11 protein-coding genes and 1 pseudogene are annotated in these 16,148 nt (G+C 74.1%); 7 read left to right on the top strand and 5 right to left on the bottom strand.

What is annotated here, in order from left to right:
• Positions 1 to 2 precede the first annotated feature (2 nt).
• On the top strand, positions 3 to 1,163 hold the full coding sequence (locus ACQ614_RS05790) for an acyl-CoA dehydrogenase family protein (RefSeq protein ID WP_431683829.1): 1,161 nt from the start codon (positions 3 to 5) through the stop codon (positions 1,161 to 1,163).
• 14 nt (positions 1,164 to 1,177) lie between these two features.
• On the opposite strand, the gene ACQ614_RS05785 is transcribed toward ACQ614_RS05790, so the two are convergent.
• Positions 1,178 to 1,909, bottom strand: a complete 732-nt coding sequence (locus ACQ614_RS05785) for a FadR/GntR family transcriptional regulator (RefSeq protein WP_363491469.1) — start codon at positions 1,907 to 1,909, stop codon at positions 1,178 to 1,180.
• Positions 1,910 to 2,099: 190 nt separating this feature from the next.
• Here ACQ614_RS05785 and ACQ614_RS05780 point away from each other — a divergent pair, with 190 nt between their 5' ends.
• The 5 genes from ACQ614_RS05780 to ACQ614_RS05760 are packed head-to-tail and all read left to right on the top strand — an operon-like array spanning position 2,100 to position 7,939.
• Positions 2,100 to 3,692: an amino acid permease gene (locus ACQ614_RS05780; protein ID WP_431677127.1), complete on the top strand. Its 1,593-nt coding sequence runs from the start codon at positions 2,100 to 2,102 to the stop codon at positions 3,690 to 3,692.
• Positions 3,689 to 5,047: a glutamine synthetase family protein gene (locus tag ACQ614_RS05775; RefSeq protein ID WP_431677125.1), complete on the top strand. Its 1,359-nt coding sequence runs from the start codon at positions 3,689 to 3,691 to the stop codon at positions 5,045 to 5,047. Before ACQ614_RS05780 ends, ACQ614_RS05775 begins: the two co-directional genes overlap by 4 nt.
• The gene (locus tag ACQ614_RS05770) at positions 5,044 to 5,802 is read left to right on the top strand and encodes a gamma-glutamyl-gamma-aminobutyrate hydrolase family protein (RefSeq protein ID WP_431677124.1); all 759 of its coding nucleotides are present in this window, start codon (positions 5,044 to 5,046) and stop codon (positions 5,800 to 5,802) included. The genes ACQ614_RS05775 and ACQ614_RS05770 overlap by 4 nt, the downstream gene beginning before the upstream one ends.
• On the top strand, positions 5,802 to 7,166 hold the full coding sequence (locus ACQ614_RS05765) for an aldehyde dehydrogenase family protein (RefSeq protein ID WP_431677122.1): 1,365 nt from the start codon (positions 5,802 to 5,804) through the stop codon (positions 7,164 to 7,166). The genes ACQ614_RS05770 and ACQ614_RS05765 overlap by 1 nt, the downstream gene beginning before the upstream one ends.
• Positions 7,167 to 7,171: 5 nt before the next feature.
• Positions 7,172 to 7,939 (top strand): 3-oxoacyl-ACP reductase, encoded by a 768-nt coding sequence (locus tag ACQ614_RS05760; RefSeq protein WP_363491474.1) that lies wholly within the window; start codon positions 7,172 to 7,174, stop codon positions 7,937 to 7,939.
• 82 nt (positions 7,940 to 8,021) lie between these two features.
• Here ACQ614_RS05760 and ACQ614_RS05755 read toward each other — a convergent pair whose 3' ends face one another.
• Positions 8,022 to 8,309 carry a hypothetical protein gene (locus ACQ614_RS05755; RefSeq protein ID WP_431677120.1) on the bottom strand — a complete coding sequence of 96 codons (288 nt, stop codon included), beginning with the start codon at positions 8,307 to 8,309 and terminating at the stop codon, positions 8,022 to 8,024.
• Positions 8,310 to 8,582: 273 nt separating this feature from the next.
• Positions 8,583 to 12,293: a SpoIIE family protein phosphatase gene (locus ACQ614_RS05750; RefSeq protein ID WP_431677119.1), complete on the bottom strand. Its 3,711-nt coding sequence runs from the start codon at positions 12,291 to 12,293 to the stop codon at positions 8,583 to 8,585.
• 138 nt (positions 12,294 to 12,431) lie between these two features.
• Here ACQ614_RS05750 and ACQ614_RS05745 point away from each other — a divergent pair, with 138 nt between their 5' ends.
• Positions 12,432 to 13,400 carry an RluA family pseudouridine synthase gene (locus ACQ614_RS05745; protein ID WP_431677117.1) on the top strand — a complete coding sequence of 323 codons (969 nt, stop codon included), beginning with the start codon at positions 12,432 to 12,434 and terminating at the stop codon, positions 13,398 to 13,400.
• A 17-nt stretch (positions 13,401 to 13,417) separates the two neighbouring features.
• Here ACQ614_RS05745 and ACQ614_RS05740 read toward each other — a convergent pair.
• Positions 13,418 to 14,952, bottom strand: a pseudogene (locus ACQ614_RS05740) (ATP-dependent DNA ligase).
• 47 nt (positions 14,953 to 14,999) lie between these two features.
• Positions 15,000 to 16,133 carry a hypothetical protein gene (locus ACQ614_RS05735; RefSeq protein ID WP_431677116.1) on the bottom strand — a complete coding sequence of 378 codons (1,134 nt, stop codon included), beginning with the start codon at positions 16,131 to 16,133 and terminating at the stop codon, positions 15,000 to 15,002.
• Positions 16,134 to 16,148: the final 15 nt, after the last annotated feature.

The following is a 16,148-nucleotide window of genomic DNA, read 5'->3' as shown; positions in this document are numbered from 1 at the left end:
CGATGAAGGACCCGCTCGACCTGCTCGACATCCCGTCGCTGCTCACCGACGAGGAGCGCGAGATCCAGGCCACCGTGGCCCGCTTCCTCGCCGACCACGTCCGCCCCAACCTCGCCGAATGGTTCGAGAACGCGCACTTCCCGCGGGAGATCGCCCCCGAACTCGGCAAGCTCGGCGTCCTCGGCATGCACCTGGAGGGCTACGGCTGCGCCGGCACGAACGCGGTCGCCTACGGCCTGGCCTGCCTGGAGCTGGAGGCCGCCGACTCCGGCTTCCGCAGCTTCGTCTCCGTCCAGGGCTCGCTCGCCATGTACTCCATCCACCGCTACGGCTCCGAGGAGCAGAAGCAGGAGTGGCTGCCGCGGATGGCCGCCGGCGAGGCGATCGGCTGCTTCGGCCTGACCGAGCCGGACTTCGGCTCCAACCCGGCCGGCATGCGCACCAAGGCCGTCCGCGACGGCGACGACTGGATCCTCAACGGCGCCAAGATGTGGATCACCAACGGCGCCATCGCGGACATCGCCACCGTCTGGGCCTCGACCGAGGAGGGCATCCGCGGCTTCCTCGTCCCGCGCGGCACCCCCGGCTTCGAGGCCCGCGAGATCAAGCAGAAGCTCTCGCTGCGCGCCTCCACCACGGCCGAGCTGAGCTTCGCGGACGTCCGGCTGCCCGCCTCCGCGCAGCTGCCCGGGGCGCGCGGGCTCGGCGCCCCGCTGGGCTGCCTCAACGAGGCCCGTTTCGGCATCCTCTTCGGCGCGGTCGGTGCCGCCCGCGACTGCCTGCAGACCGCGCTGGCGTACGGCGCCGACCGGATCCAGTTCGACCGGCCGATCAGCGGTTTCCAGCTCACCCAGCAGAAGTTCGCCGACATGGCCGTCTCGCTGAACAACGCCGCCCTGCTCGCCGTCCACCTCGGCCGGCTCAAGGAGCAGGGCCGGATCCGCCCCGAGCAGGTCAGCACCGGCAAGCTCAACAACGTCCGCGAGGCGATCGCCATCGCCCGCGAGTGCCGCACGATCCTCGGCGCCAACGGCATCTCGCTGGACTACTCGCCGCTGCGCCATGCCAACAACCTGGAGTCCGTCCTCACCTACGAGGGCACCAGCGAGATCCACACCCTGGTCATCGGCCAGGCCCTCACCGGTATCCCCGCCTACCGCTGACGGCGGGGCCGGTCTCAGCCCAGGAAGGCGCGCAGCAGGGCGGCCGTGGCGGCCAGGTGCTCCTCGGTCGCCCGCCGCGCGCCGTCGGCGTCGCCCGCCAGGATCGCGTCCACCATGCCGCGGTGCTGGTGGGCGGCGTGGTCGATGTTCCGCTCCAGCATCGGGATGGCGTTGAGCAGGTCGTTCAGCCGCATCCGGGCCTCGGCGATCGCGGTGGCCAGCGAGCGCGAGCCGGTGAGTTCGGCGATCGCCAGGTGGAAGCGGGAGTCCAGGCGCCGGTACTCCTCCGGCGGGGCCTGCTCCAGCTCGGTCAGCCGCCGCTGCAGGTAGGCGCGCTGCTCGGCGGTGAGGCTGCGGCGGGCGGCGGTCTCCGCGGCGCCGGCCTCCAGGACGAGCCGGTAGGTGAGTGCGTCCTCGAGTTCCTCGCCGAGGTCGCTGGCGGCCCGGCGCAGCTCGGCTACGTCCGGCGGCGGCATCCGGTAGGTGACGAAGGTGCCGCCGTAGCGGCCGCGGCGGGACTCCACGGCGCCCGCCTGCTGCAGGGAGCGGATCGCCTCGCGCAGGGTCTCGCGGCCGACGCCGAGCCGGGCGGCGAGGTCGCGTTCGGCGGGCAGCCGGTCGCCGTGGCCGAAGACGCCCAGCTTGATGGCCTGCAGCAGCCGTTCGACGGTCTCCTCGAAGGCGTTGCCCGTCCGGACGGGCCGGAAGATCGCCCCCGCCTGCCAGTCGATCCCTGCCTCGTCCACGCGGGCATCGTACCCAGGCCCCTGTGTCCGTCCAGGGGTCTGCGCGCCCCTCTTGACGTGCCCCGAACCCAGGGTGAACGATGCTGCCCACTCAATGGTCTGTTTTCGGGCCATTGAGTGTTCGGAGGGCGCATCCACACCGCTGTGGCTGCGCGCGCGTCCAGGCCCGCCTCACTCCCCAGGGGTGCCCATGTCCGCCGACCCCACACCCGACTCCGCCGCGCACCACACTCCCGCACCCGTGTTTCCCCCGGCCTCCCCGCCGCCCCCCGCAATCCCGCTCGGGGCCGACGAACAGCGGCTGCACGAGCTCGGCTACGCCCAGGAGCTGGCCCGCTCGATGTCCGGCTTCTCCAACTTCGCGGTCTCCTTCTCCATCGTCTCGATCCTCTCCGGCTGCCTGACCCTGTACGGGATGGGCATGAACACCGGCGGCCCGGCGATGATCGTCTGGGGCTGGCCGCTGGTCGGCCTGCTCACCCTGTGCGTGGGCCTGGCGATGGCCGAGATCTGTTCGAGCTACCCGACCGCCGGCGGCCTCTACTACTGGTCCGCCAAGCTCGCCCGCAGCCGGGCCGCCGCCTGGTCCTGGTTCACCGGCTGGTTCAACTTCCTCGGCCAGGTCGCGGTGACCGCCGGCGTCGACTACGGCGCCGCGTTCTTCACCAACGCCTTCCTCGCCCTGCAGTTCGGCTTCGAGGCCACGCCGGTGCACACCGTGGAGATCTTCGCGGTGATCCTGCTGCTGCACGGCCTGCTCAACACCCTCGGCGTGAAGCTGGTCGCCCGCCTCAACGACATCTCGGTCTGGTGGCACCTGATCGGCGTCACCGTCATCGTCGGCGCGCTCGCCGTCCTGCCCTCGGAGCACGCCTCCGCGTCCTTCGTCTTCACCGAGTTCGTCAACAAGACCGGCTTCACCAGCAACTTCTACGTCGCCATGCTGGGCCTGCTGCTCGCCCAGTACACCCTCACCGGCTACGACGCCTCCGCGCACATGACCGAGGAGACCCACGACGCCGCCCGCTCCGGGCCGCGCGGCATCGTCAACGCGATCACCGTCTCGCTGGTCGCCGGCTGGGTGCTGCTGCTCGGCATCACCTTCGCCATCCGCGACTACGAGGGCGCGCTCGGCGGCCCGACCGGCGTCCCGCCCGCACAGATCTTCATCGACGCCATCGGCACCACCGGCGCCAAGGCGCTGCTGCTGATCGTCATCGGCGCCCAGTTCTTCTGCGGCATGGCCTCCGTCACCGCCAACTCCCGGATGATCTACGCCTTCTCCCGGGACGGCGCACTGCCCGGCTCCGCCCTCTGGCACCGCATCTCGCCGCGCACCCACACCCCCGTCAACGCGGTCTGGCTCGCCACCGGCGGCGCCCTGCTGCTCGGCCTGCCCGCGCTGTGGAACTCCACCGCCTACACCGCGGTCACCTCCATCTCGGTGATCGGCCTGTACATCTCGTACGTCATCCCGACTTTCCTCAGACTGCGCCAGGGTGACGCCTTCCAGCGCGGCCCCTGGCATCTGGGCCGCTGGAGCAGGATCATCGGGACCGTCGCGGTCGGCTGGACAGCCGTGATCACCGTGCTGTTCATGCTGCCCACCGTCAGCCCCGTCACCGCCGTCAGCTTCAACTACACGCCCGTCGCGGTCAGCGTCGTCCTCGGCTTCGCCGGCCTGTGGTGGCTGGTCTCCGCCAGGCACTGGTTCACCGGCCCCAAGGTCCACGGCACGCCCGAGGAACTCGCCGCCCTCGAAGCCGAACTGGAGACCCGATGAGCAGCCCCAGGCTCACCCTCGACCGGCTGCGCGAGCTGGTCGCCGACGGCAGTGTGGACACCGTCGTCCTCGCCATCACCGACATGCAGGGCCGCCTGCAGGGCAAGCGCCTCGCCGCCGAGTACTTCCTCACCGACGTCGTCCCCGGCGCCGCCGAGGGCTGCGGCTACCTGCTCGCCGTCGACACCGACATGAACACCGTGGACGGCTACGCCGTCTCCTCCTGGGAGAGCGGCTACGGCGACCTCGTCCTCGCCCCCGACCTCGCCACCCTGCGCATGGTGCCCTGGCACCCGGCCACCGCCATGGTCCAGTGCGACGTCCGGCACCACGACGGCCGCCCGGTCACCGTCTCCCCGCGGCAGGTCCTCCGCCGCCAGCTGGAGCGCCTCGCCGGCTACGGCTGGCAGGCGTACGCCGGCACCGAACTCGAGTTCATCGTCTTCCGTGACAGCTACGAACAGGCCTGGGAACGCGCCTACCACGGCCTCACCCCGGCCAACCAGTACAACGTCGACTACTCGATCCTCGGCACCGCCCGCATCGAACCCCTGCTGCGCCGGCTGCGCAACGAGATGGCCGGCGCGGGCCTCACCGTGGAGTCCGCCAAGGGCGAGTGCAACCTCGGCCAGCACGAGATCGCCTTCAAGTACGCCGACGCCCTCACCACCTGCGACAACCACGCCGTCTACAAGACCGGCGCCAAGGAGATCGCCGCGCAGGAGGGCTGCAGCCTCACCTTCATGGCCAAGTACGACGAGCGCGAGGGCAACTCCTGCCACATCCACCTCAGCCTGCGCGACGCGGCCGGCACCCCGGTGATGGCCGGCGACGGCCCGTACGGCTTCTCCCGCACCATGGAGCACTTCCTCGCCGGGCAGCTCGCGTGCCTCCGCGAGTTCGCGCTGCTGCTCGCCCCCACCGTCAACTCCTACAAGCGGTACGTTCCGGGCAGCTTCGCGCCCACCGCGATCGCCTGGGGCCGCGACAACCGCACCTGCGCGCTGCGGGTGGTCGGCCACGGCTCCTCGCTCCGCTTCGAGAACCGTGTCCCCGGCGGCGACGTCAACCCCTACCTGGCGGTCGCCGCACTGATCGCCGCCGGCCTGCACGGCATCGAGCACCAGCTCGAACTGGAGCCGGAGTTCACCGGCAACGCGTACGCCTCCGACGCTCCCCGGGTGCCCGCCACGCTGCGCGACGCGGTGGACGCCTTCGAGGGCAGTGAGGCCGCCACCGAGGCCTTCGGCAAGGACGTCGTCCGGCACTACACCCATGCCGGCCGGGTCGAACTCGCCGCCTACGACCGGGCGGTGACCGACTGGGAGCGGCGCCGCGGATTCGAGCGGCTGTGAGCACCCTGCACCACCGCCCGCTGATCGGCATCACCAGCTACCAGGAGGAGGCCGCCTGGTCGGTGTGGCGGCAGCACGCCTCACTCGTCCCGCAGACCTACGTCGACGCGGTCTCCCGGGCCGGCGGCACACCCGTCCTGCTGCCCCCGCAGCCGGGCGGCGCCGGCCGGCTGGTCGACGCGCTCGACGGGCTGGTCCTGGCCGGCGGCTCCGACATCGACCCGGCCCGGTACGGCGCCGCCGCCGACCCGCGCACGGGGGATCCCCACCGGCCCCGCGACGCCTGGGAGTTCGAGGTGCTGGAGGCGGCCCTGGAGCGGGACCTGCCGCTGCTCGGCGTCTGCCGCGGCATGCAGCTGCTCAACGTGGCGCTCGGCGGCACCCTCCTCCAGCACCTCCCCGACGGCAGCCACCAGCACGTCCCGGCGGAGTTCGTGCGGCAGCCCGTCCGCATCCGGCCGGGCAGCCGGACGGCCGCCGTCCTCGGCGACCACACCAAGGTCAACTGCTACCACCACCAGGCCGTCGCCCTCCTCGGCACCGGCCTGCACCCCACCGCCTGGAGCGCCGACGAGACCGTCGAGGCCGTCGAACTCCCCGGCCACCGCTTCGCGCTGGGCGTCCAGTGGCACCCCGAGACCGACCCCGACGACCTCCGCCTCTTCGAGGCACTCGTGCACGCGGCGGGCGGCGCCCCCGGAGGCGCGGACACCACCCCGAGCATTGCTTCTCCACCGGACAAGGAGCACTTCTGATGACCGATCCCGACCGCTACGAGGTGGTCAACCCGGCGACGGAGGAGGTGATCACCACCGTCGACATGGCCGGCCTCGCGGAGACGGACGCCGCGATCGCGAGGGCCAGGGCGGCGTTCGAGCCGTGGCGGCGCCTCGCCCCGGCGGACCGGGCCCGCCTGCTGCGGGCGTTCGCCGCGGCGGTGGACGCCGACCGCGAGCACCTGGCCGCCCTGGAGGTCGCCAACGCCGGGCACACCATCGGCAACGCCCGCTGGGAGGCGGGCAATGCCCGCGACGTCATCGAGTACTACGCCGCCGCGCCCGAGCGGCTGTTCGGCCGGCAGATCCCGGTGGCCGGCGGCATCGACGTGACGTTCAAGGAGCCGCTGGGCGTCGTCGGCATCATCGTGCCGTGGAACTTCCCGATGCCGATCGCCGCCTGGGGCCTCGCCCCGGCCCTCGCGGCGGGCAACACGGTCGTCCTGAAGCCGGCCGAGCTCACCCCGCTGACCGCGCTGCGGCTCGGTGAACTCGCCCTGCAGGCGGGCATTCCGGAGGGCGTGCTGGAGATCCTGCCGGGCCGCGGCCCGGTGGTCGGGCAGCGCTTCGTGACCCACCCGGACGTCCGCAAGGTGGTGTTCACCGGTTCCACCCGGGTCGGCAAGGAGATCATGGCGGGCTGCGCGGCCCAGGTGAAGCCGGTGACCCTGGAGTTGGGCGGCAAGAGCGCCAACATCGTCTTCGCCGACGCCGATCTGGCGAAGGCCGCCGCCACCGCGCCGTACGCGGTGTTCGACAACGCGGGGCAGGACTGCTGCGCGCGCTCCCGGATTTTGGTCGAGGAGTCCGTGTACGAGGACTTCCTGGCGCTGCTGGAGCCGGCCGTCCGCGGGGTGCGGGTCGGCGACCCGGCGGACGAGAAGACCGAGATGGGGCCGCTGATCTCGGCCGCGCACCGCGAGCGGGTGGCCTCGTACGTGACGGCGGCGGCGTTCACCGGCAGCGCGCCGGAGGGGCCAGGCTTCTGGTACCCGCCGACGGTGCTGGCGCCCGTGCGGCACGACGACCGGGCCTTCACCGAGGAGATCTTCGGCCCGGTGGTGGCGGTGGTGCCGTTCCGCGGCGAGGCGGACGCGGTGCGGATCGCCAACGCCACCGACTACGGGCTGTCCGGCTCGATCTGGACGAGGGACGTGGGCCGGGCCCTGCGGGTCGCCCGCGGCGTGGAGGCGGGCAACCTGTCCGTCAACTCGCACTCCTCGGTGCGCTACTCGACGCCGTTCGGCGGATTCAAGCAGTCCGGTCTGGGCCGCGAGCTCGGCCCGGACGCCCTCGACGCTTTCACCGAGACCAAGAACGTCTTCATCTCCACGGAGGAGTGACCAGCATGACCAAGCGACTGGACGGCCGGGTGGCGGTCATCACCGGAGCGGGCAGCGGCATCGGCCTGGCCACCGCGCGGCGGTTCGCCGCGGAGGGCGCCAAGGTCGTCTGCGTGGACCTCGACGAGGAGACCGGCGCCAAGGCCGCCAACGAGGTCGGCGGCCTGTTCGTGCGGGCCGACGTCACCGACGAGGACGCGGTGCGCGGCATGTACGAGCGGGCGGTCGAGGAGTACGGCAGCCTGGACATCGCCTTCAACAACGCGGGCATCTCCCCGCCGGACGACGACTCCATCCTCACCACCGGCCTGGAGGCGTGGAAGCGCGTCCAGGACGTCAACCTGACCAGCGTCTACCTGTGCTGCAAGTACGCGATCCCGCACATGCAGCGGCAGGGCAAGGGCTCGATCATCAACACCGCCTCCTTCGTGGCGGTGATGGGCGCGGCGACCTCGCAGATCTCCTACTCGGCCTCCAAGGGCGGGGTGCTGGCGATGTCCCGGGAGCTGGGCGTGCAGTTCGCCCGCGAGGGCATCCGGATCAACGCGCTCTGCCCGGGGCCGGTCAACACCCCGCTGCTGCAGGAGCTGTTCGCCAAGGACCCGGAGCGGGCCGCCCGCCGCCTGGTGCACATCCCGCTCGGCCGGTTCGCCGAGCCGGAGGAGATCGCCGCCGCGGTGGCCTTCCTGGCCAGCGACGACTCCTCGTTCATGACCGCCAACACCTTCCTGGTGGACGGCGGCATCTCCGGCGCCTACGTCACCCCGCAGTAGACCGACCTGACACGGCGGCGGCCGGGCGGCCCGAGGAGAGGGTGCCGCCCGGCCGCCGCCGCATCCACGGGTCGGTACGGGATCAGGAGGACGAGTCCCCGCCGACCGCGAGGCCGAGGCCGTAGCCGGCGGCGTCGCCGCCCACCGCGAAGGCCGCACCCTCGGCGGAGTACGCGTCGCCGCCCACCGCGAGGGCGTGCTCGACGAGCGCCTCGGCGTCGCCGCCGACCGCGAGGGCGCCGCCCTCGACGGCGCTGGCGTCGCCGCCGACGGCCAGCGCGCCGTGGGCGGAGGCCGTGCCGGCGGCGCCGAGGACGGCGAGGCCGGAGATGAGTGCGGCGGTGGTGAACCTGGCAAGGCTGGAGCGCATGAGTCCTCCTGGTCGGAAAGCCGGACGGCACCGATCGTCCGTCCCGCCACCGCCCGCGTACGAACCGACACGGCCCTGTCACCCGCCCGCCTCACCTCGACGGAGTAGCCCTTCGCCCGACCGGGTGATTTGGCCACGTGCCCCAGGAGTGTGTGGTCGCGCAGTTCCCCGCGCCCCCGTGGGGTTGCCCAGCTGCCTTCGACGACAACCTTCAGGGGGTGCCCGAGCGCCTTCGGCGACGCATCCGGGGGAGGTGGAGCGACGGGCGCCGGGTCAGCGGCCGGCGCCCGGGGGCAGTTCCAGCTCGAACCACACCACCTTGCCGTCCTTGGTGGCCCGGACTCCCCAGCGGTGCGCCAGTTCGTTGACCAGGTGCATGCCGCGGCCGCCCTCGTCCTCGGCGCGGGCCCGCCGCAGCCGCGGCTCGTGCCGGTCCCGGTCGGCGACCTCCACGGTGAGCACCTGGTTGCGGAACATCCGCAGCTGCACGGGGGCTCCCGCGTGCACCAGGGCGTTGGTGATGAGTTCGCTGGTCAGCAGCTCGACCATGTCGGTGAGCCCGGTCAGCCCCCACTCGGTGAGCGTCTCGCGGGCGAAGCGCCGGGCGTGCCGGACCATGGCGCGGTCCCCGGCGAGGGTGAGGGTGGCGAGCCGGTCGCCGCCGATCGGCCGGGAGTGCGCCATGATCACGGCGATGTCGTCCTGCCCGGCGGCGGCGCCGAGGGCGGCCAGTACGGCGTCGCAGGTCTGCTCCAGCGAGTCGCGGCGTTCGGCGACGGTGCGGCGCAGCATGTCGATGCCCTCGTCGAGGTCGCGGCCGCGGCGCTCGACGAGTCCGTCGGTGTAGAGGACCAGGATGGCGTCCTCGTCGAGGGTGGTGTGCACGGATTCGAAGGGCACGCCGCCGACGCCGAGCGGGGCGCCCGGGGGCAGCTCCAGGAGTTCGGTGGAGCCGTCGGAGCGGGCGATCACCGGCGGCAGGTGGCCGGCGGTGGCGGCGGTGCAGATCCGGTCGACCGGGTCGAAGAGCACGCAGACGCAGGTGGCGAACTGGCTTTCGCCGATCGCCGCGGCCGCGTCGTCGAGGCGGCGCAGCACCCGGGCCGGGTCCATCTCCAGGGTGATCAGGGTGCGGGCGACGGTGCGCAGCTGGCCCATGGTGGCGGCGGCCCGGATGCCGTGGCCCATCACGTCGCCGACGATCAGCGCGACCCGGCCGCCGCTGAGCGGCACCACGTCGAACCAGTCGCCGCCGACCTCGCTGATGACGCTGCTGGGCAGGTAGCGGTGGGCGATCTCCAGGCCGGGGGTGCGGTGCACGTCCTGCGGGAGGAGGCTGCGCTGCAGGGTGAGCGCGGTGTCCCGCTCGCGCCGGTAGATCCGGGCGTTGTCGATGCAGACGGCGGCCCGGGCGGCGAGTTCCTCGGCGAGCGCCACGTCGGCGTGGGTGAAGGCCTCCGGGTTGCGGGTGCGGACGAACTCGACGCCGCCGAGCACGGTGCCGCGGGCCAGCAGCGGCACCATCAGGTACGAGTGGACGCCGGCGTCCAGGCTGGGGGCGATCCGGTCGGGGTGGGCGACGATCCGGCGCAGCGCCTGCTCGTCGACGTGCGGGACGAGGATGGAACGGCCGGTGCGCAGGCTCTGCGCGTACAGCTGCGCGGAGCGGGAGCCGCCGCCGACCGGGTCCGCGGCGCCGACCATCTTGCCTTCCTCGTCGATCTCGCCGACGGCGACGGCCCGCAGCATCACCGAGCCGTCCCGCGGCACCGGTTCCGGCTCGTCGCCCTCCAGGACGGACTCCAGCAGGTCGACGGTGACGAAGTCGGCGAACCGGGGGAGCACCACGTCGATCAGCTCCTGCGCGGTGCGCTGCAGGTCGAGGGTGGTGCCGATCCGGGTGGAGGCCTCGTTCAGCAGGGCGAGGCGGGCCTGGGCGGCGCCGGCCGCCTCCAGGGCCCGCTGCCGCTGCTCGGCGGCGTCCCGCTCGCGTGTGTACAGCAGGGCGTTGTCGATGGAGACGGCGGCCCGGGCGGCGAGTTCCCCGGCGAGGCGCAGGTCCTCCTCGTCGTAGGGGCGTTCGGTGACGCTGCGGTAGAAGGTGGCGATGCCGACGGCGGCCCCGCGGGCGATCAGCGGCACCACCATGACCGAGCGGACCCGCTGTTCGCGGACGGCCGCGGCGCGCTCCGGGTCGTCGTTGAACCAGTTGAGCGTCGGCTCGTCGAGGTGCGGCAGCAGCACCGGGCGGCGGTGGGCGAGCACCCAGGCGTACGGCGTCGACGGGTGGAAGCGGTGCACGCTGCCGACCGGGGAGACCGGGCTCATGCCGCTGCCGGGCACGGTGTGGAAGGCCATCCGGCGCAGCACGGCGGAGCGGTCCGCGCGGCCGGGGCCGCCGGTCTCGGCGCCGCGCACCAGGGCGTCCAGGACCTCGACGACGACGGTGTCGGCGAGCCGGGGGCTGGCGGTCTCGGCGAGCTCGCGGGCGGTCTGGGTGAGGTCGAGGGTGGTGCCGATCCGCGCCGAGGCGGCGTTGACCAGGGCGAGCCGCTCCTGGGCGGCCCGGGCCTCGGTGAGGGCCTGCTCGCGGGCCTGCGCGGTCTGCTGCTGGTGCAGGTAGAGCCGGGCGTTGTCGATGGCGACGGCGGCCCGGGAGGCGAGTTCGTCGCCGAGGGTGCTGTCCTCCGGGCCGAAGCCCTCCCGGTCGGGGCTGCGGGAGTACACCACCATGCCGAGGACGGTGCCGCGGGCGACCAGCGGGGCGACCCGCACCGGCCGCGGGCGGTCGTCGAGGTAGCTGCGGACGCGTTCGGTCAGCGCCTCGTCGGCGAGCAGCGGCAGGTCCCAGTTGGGGGCGACGACCGTCCGGCCGGAGGTGAGGGCCTGCTCGTAGACCGAGCCGGGCGGCACCCGGTAGACGGCCTCGGTGGGCAGGTCGGCGATCGGGTGTTCCGGGTCGGCGGTGGCGACGGCGAGGCGGCGCACCCGCAGCCCGTCGTCCACGGCGGCCGCGTCGGTACCGGAGACGAGGTGTTCCAGGGCGAAGACGCCGACCGCGTCGGCGAGCCTCGGCACGATCACCTCGGCGAGCTCCCGGGCGGTCTGGCGCAGGTCCAGGGTGGTGCCGATGGAGGCGGTGGCGTCGGCGAGCACGGTGAGGCGTTCGCGGGCGAGGGCGGCGGCGTGCTCGGCCCGGTAGCGCTCGGTGACGTCGACGATGGTCGAGCTGACGCCGAGCACGTGCCCGCCGGGCTCCTCCAGCCGGAAGTACGAGGCCGACCAGGCGTGGTCGTGGGTGGGGTCGCCGGGGGTGCGGCCGTGCGAGCGGGAGTCGACGACCGGCGGGCCGCCCTCCAGCACCTTGCGCATGACGGCCTCGACCTCGCGGCCGTTGATGCCGGGCAGCACCTCGGTGACCCGGCTCCCCAGGTGCTCGGCGACCGGGAGGCCGTTGATCCGGGCGAGGGCGTCGTTCAGCCGGACGAAGCGCAGGTCCGGGTCGTAGACGGCCATGCCGACCGGGGACTGGGTGAAGAAGCCGTCCAGGACGGCGAGGTCGGCCTGCAGCCGGCGCAGCGCGGTCACGTCGGAGGCGACGGCCAGCACCAGGGGATGCCCGTCGGGGCCGTTGATCGGGTGGGTGCGGAACTCGAGGTTCACATGGTGGCCCTCGCGGTGCTTGACCGGGAACACCCCGGACCAGGCCCGGCCGCTGAGGATGTGCTCGAACAGGACCAGCACGTCCTCGCGCTGGTCCTCGGTGATCAGCAGGTTCGCCGCGAACTCGCCGACGGCCTCCTCGGTGCTGTAGCCGAGCAGCGTCTCGGCATCCCGGCTCCAGTGCAGGATGCGCCCGTCGTCGGCGATGAGCGCGGTGGCGATCGGCACCATGAGCAGCCCGTCCTGGGCAGGCCGGACGGGCCCCTCCGAAGCCGTTTCCCGGCGGTTCGGCGGGCTTGTGCCCTGCTCGGGATCGTCCATGCCAGGCACCGTCCAGGAGATCGGCGTTCCGCCCTGCCATCCTCCCATGGCTGCCGGAGCCCGCACAGAGGAGCGCACGGGCCCGGGGCACGCCCCGGGCCGCCCGGGGGCACGGGCGGGGCCGATAGGGTTCGCACGGTGAGACGCAGGTCAGGCATCCCGGCGAGCCCGCTGCCGCAGCGGGACGGCATCGACGCGGTCCGGCTCCGGCTGCCCCCGGACGGGCCGTGGCCGACCGTCCGCGGCTACCTCCTGGAGCGCTACGGCCGGGCGATCGGCCCCGCACGGGTCGAGACGATGCTGCGCGAGGGCGTCTTCGTCACCACCGAGGGTCCGCTCACCGCGGACACGGCCTACCGGCCGGGGGAGTTCGTCTGGTTCCACCGCGAGCTGGAGCCGGAGACGCCGGTGCCCTTCGAGGTGGAGGTGCTGTACCGGGACGAGCGGATCGTGGTCGTCGACAAGCCGCACTTCCTGTCCACCACCCCGCGCGGCCGCCATGTCACCGAGACGGCCCTCGCCCGGCTGCGCCGCGACCTCGGTCTGCCCGGCCTCGGCCCGGCGCACCGCCTGGACCGGCTGACCGCCGGGCTGGTGCTGTTCGTCGCCCGCCCCGAGCTGCGCGGCGCCTACCAGGGGCTGTTCGAGCGCCGGGCGGTCCGCAAGGAGTACGAGGCGATCGCCGGGTACGACCCGCAGCGGCCGCTGCCCGCCACCGTCCGCAGCCGGATCGTCAAGGAGCGGGGCGAGCTCGCCGCCCGCGAGGTCGAGGGCGAACCCAACAGCGAGAGCCGGATCGAACTCGTCGGGCACCGCGACGGGCTCGGCCGCTACCGCCTCCACCCGCACACCGGCCGCACCCACCAGCTGCGGCTGCACATGGCCTCGCTCGGCCTGCCGATCCTCGGCGACCCGCTCTACCCGCAGGTGCTCGCCGAGCCCGCCCCGGACGACTTCCGCCGACCGCTCCAACTGCTCGGCGCAGTCCTGGAGTTCACCGACCCGGTGAGCAAGCGTCCGCTGCGCTTCGACAGTCGCCGCACCCTGAGCGCCTGGACCTCCCGCCCCTCCTGGGAAGCCGGTACCCGGGGTGGGGTCGACCCGTAGGGGCGCGGGGGCCCTTCTCACAGCCCTTCTGCCGCGAGCGCCCGCACCGTCGCGACGGTGTCCGCCTCGGCCGCGGTCTTGTCCTCCCGGTAGCGGACCACCCGGGCGAAGCGCAGGGCCAGCCCCGCCGGGTACCGCGGGCTGCGCTGCAGGCCGTCGAAGGCGACCTCCACCACCAGCTCCGGCCGCACCTGCACGTCGTACGCGCCGCGGCCGGTCTCCCGGGCCAGCAGCTCGCGGGTCTGCCAGGCCAGCAGTTCGTCGGTGAGGCCCTTGAAGGTCTTGCCGAGCATCACCCACTCCGGCAGCCCCTCCTCGCCGCCGGAACGCGCCCCCAGGTGCAGGTTGCTCAGGTAGCCCTGCCGCCGCCCGGTGCCCCATTCGGCGGCGAGCACCACCAGGTCCAGCGTGTGGTGCGGCTTCACCTTGATCCACCCCGCGCCGCGCGGCCGGCCTCGTACGCCGCCGCCGGGTCCTTGACCACCACGCCCTCGTGGCCGCGGCCGAGGGCACCGTCCAGGAAGGCGGCCGCCTCCGCAGGGTCGGCGGTGACCAGCCGCGGCACCCGCAGCGCGCCGTCCACCAGGCCGGCCAGTGCGGCCCAGCGCCGCTCACCGGGCTCGTCGATCAGGTCGGTGCCGTCCAGGTGCAGCAGGTCGAAGAAGTACGGGTGCAGCGGCACCTCGGCGCGCAGCCGCTGCGGGTCCTGCCGGGAGGCGGTGCGGGCGGCCGTCACCTGGAAGGGCCGCGGCCGCCCGTCCGGGCCCAGGGCGATCGCCTCGCCGTCCAGGACGGCCGAGCGGACGGGCAGCGCCAGCGCGGCCTCGACGAGCTCCGGGACGCGCGCGGTGATGTCGTCCAGGCTGCGGGTGAACACCCCGACCTCGCCGCCGTCCCGGTGCACCTGCACCCTGATGCCGTCGAGCTTCCACTCCAGGGCCGCCGGGGAGGCCTTCGCCAGCGCCTCCGCGACGCCCGGCGCGGAGGAGGCCAGCATCGGCCGCACCGGCCGGCCCACCTCCAGCCCGAACGCGCCCAGCGCCGGGGCCCCGCCGGTCAGCGCGGCCTCCGTGACGGCCCGCGCCGAGCCGCGGAACATCAGCGCCCGCCGCACCGCGGCCGCGGGCACCCCGGCGGCCTTCGCCACCGCCTCGGCCATCACGCCGTCCAGCGCACCCTGCCGCAGCTCGCCGACCAGCACCCCGCGCAGCAGCCGCTGCTCCGCCCCGGTGGCCCGCCCGAACAGGCCGTCCAGCAGCTCCCGCCGGGCGGCCTGCGCACCGCGCCCGTGCACCGCGGCCAGCTCCGCCAGCAGCCCCTCCGTCTCGGCGACGCCGAGCGAGGGCTCTGCAGCCGGGTCCGGAAGCTCGCGCAGCGCGGCGTACCCGACGCCGACCCGCATCCGGCGGGACTCGCCGGACAGCAGGGCGGCGGCGGCCGGGCCGTCCTGCGGACCCAGCTCCCGCAGGCAGTCGGCCAGCAGGGCGATCTTCGCGGTCCGGCCGGGTTCGGCGGCGACCGCCTCCGACACCCGGGCGACTCGTTCCAGCACGGCGGGCTCCCGTCCCGAGGGGGCGACTGCCTGCCATCCTGCCCCGGTCAGCCGCCCAGCGGCACGGTGGCGCCGGTGAGGGTGTCGTGGCTGCGGGCCGCGTCGAAGACGCCCGTGAGGTCCGGGTGCCGGCCGACCACGGTGTGGGCGAGTGCCAGCTCCGCGGGCTCCAGACGGCGGGTCAGCCCGACGTGCGGGGCCCAGCGGCCGGGCAGGTAGTGCGTGTCGGGCTGCTCGGCGCCGTCCAGCAGCAGCCACACCCGGCGGTGCAGGTCGACCAGCTCGAAGGTCGGCACCACCGACCAGCTCAGCACCCGCCGGCGGCTGCGCGCCGAGAACGACAGCAGCCCGGTCAGCCGCACGGGCAGCGGCAGCACCTCGGCCATCAGCTCGCCCACCGCGTCCAGCGCGCCCTCGGGCGCGGCCCCGCAGGCGGCCAGCGCCAGCGCGGCCTCGACGAGCTCCGGGACGCGCGCGGTGATGTCGTCCAGGCTGCGGGTGAACACCCCGACCTCGCCGCCGTCCCGGTGCACCTGCACCCTGATGCCGTCGAGCTTCCACTCCAGGGCCGCCGGGGAGGCCTTCGCCAGCGCCTCCGCGACGCCCGGCGCGGAGGAGGCCAGCATCGGCCGCACCGGCCGGCCCACCTCCAGCCCGAACGCGCCCAGCGCCGGGGCCCCGCCGGTCAGCGCGGCCTCCGTGACGGCCCGCGCCGAGCCGCGGAACATCAGCGCCCGCCGCACCGCGGCCGCGGGCACCCCGGCGGCCTTCGCCACCGCCTCGGCCATCACGCCGTCCAGCGCACCCTGCCGCAGCTCGCCGACCAGCACCCCGCGCAGCAGCCGCTGCTCCGCCCCGGTGGCCCGCCCGAACAGGCCGTCCAGCAGCTCCCGCCGGGCGGCCTGCGCACCGCGCCCGTGCACCGCGGCCAGCTCCGCCAGCAGCCCCTCCGTCTCGGCGACGCCGAGCGAGGGCTCTGCAGCCGGGTCCGGAAGCTCGCGCAGCGCGGCGTACCCGACGCCGACCCGCATCCGGCGGGACTCGCCGGACAGCAGGGCGGCGGCGGCCGGGCCGTCCTGCGGACCCAGCTCCCGCAGGCAGTCGGCCAGCAGGGCGATCTTCGCGGTCCGGCCGGGTTCGGCGGCGACCGCCTCCGACACCCGGGCGACTCGTTCCAGCACGGCGGGCTCCCGTCC

It is taken from the genome of Kitasatospora dryopteridis, from assembly GCF_050749075.1.
In the GTDB taxonomy this organism is placed as follows: domain Bacteria; phylum Actinomycetota; class Actinomycetes; order Streptomycetales; family Streptomycetaceae; genus Kitasatospora.
Note: the sequence above shows the minus strand (reverse complement) of the source record. Positions and strands in the feature narration are given on the sequence as shown.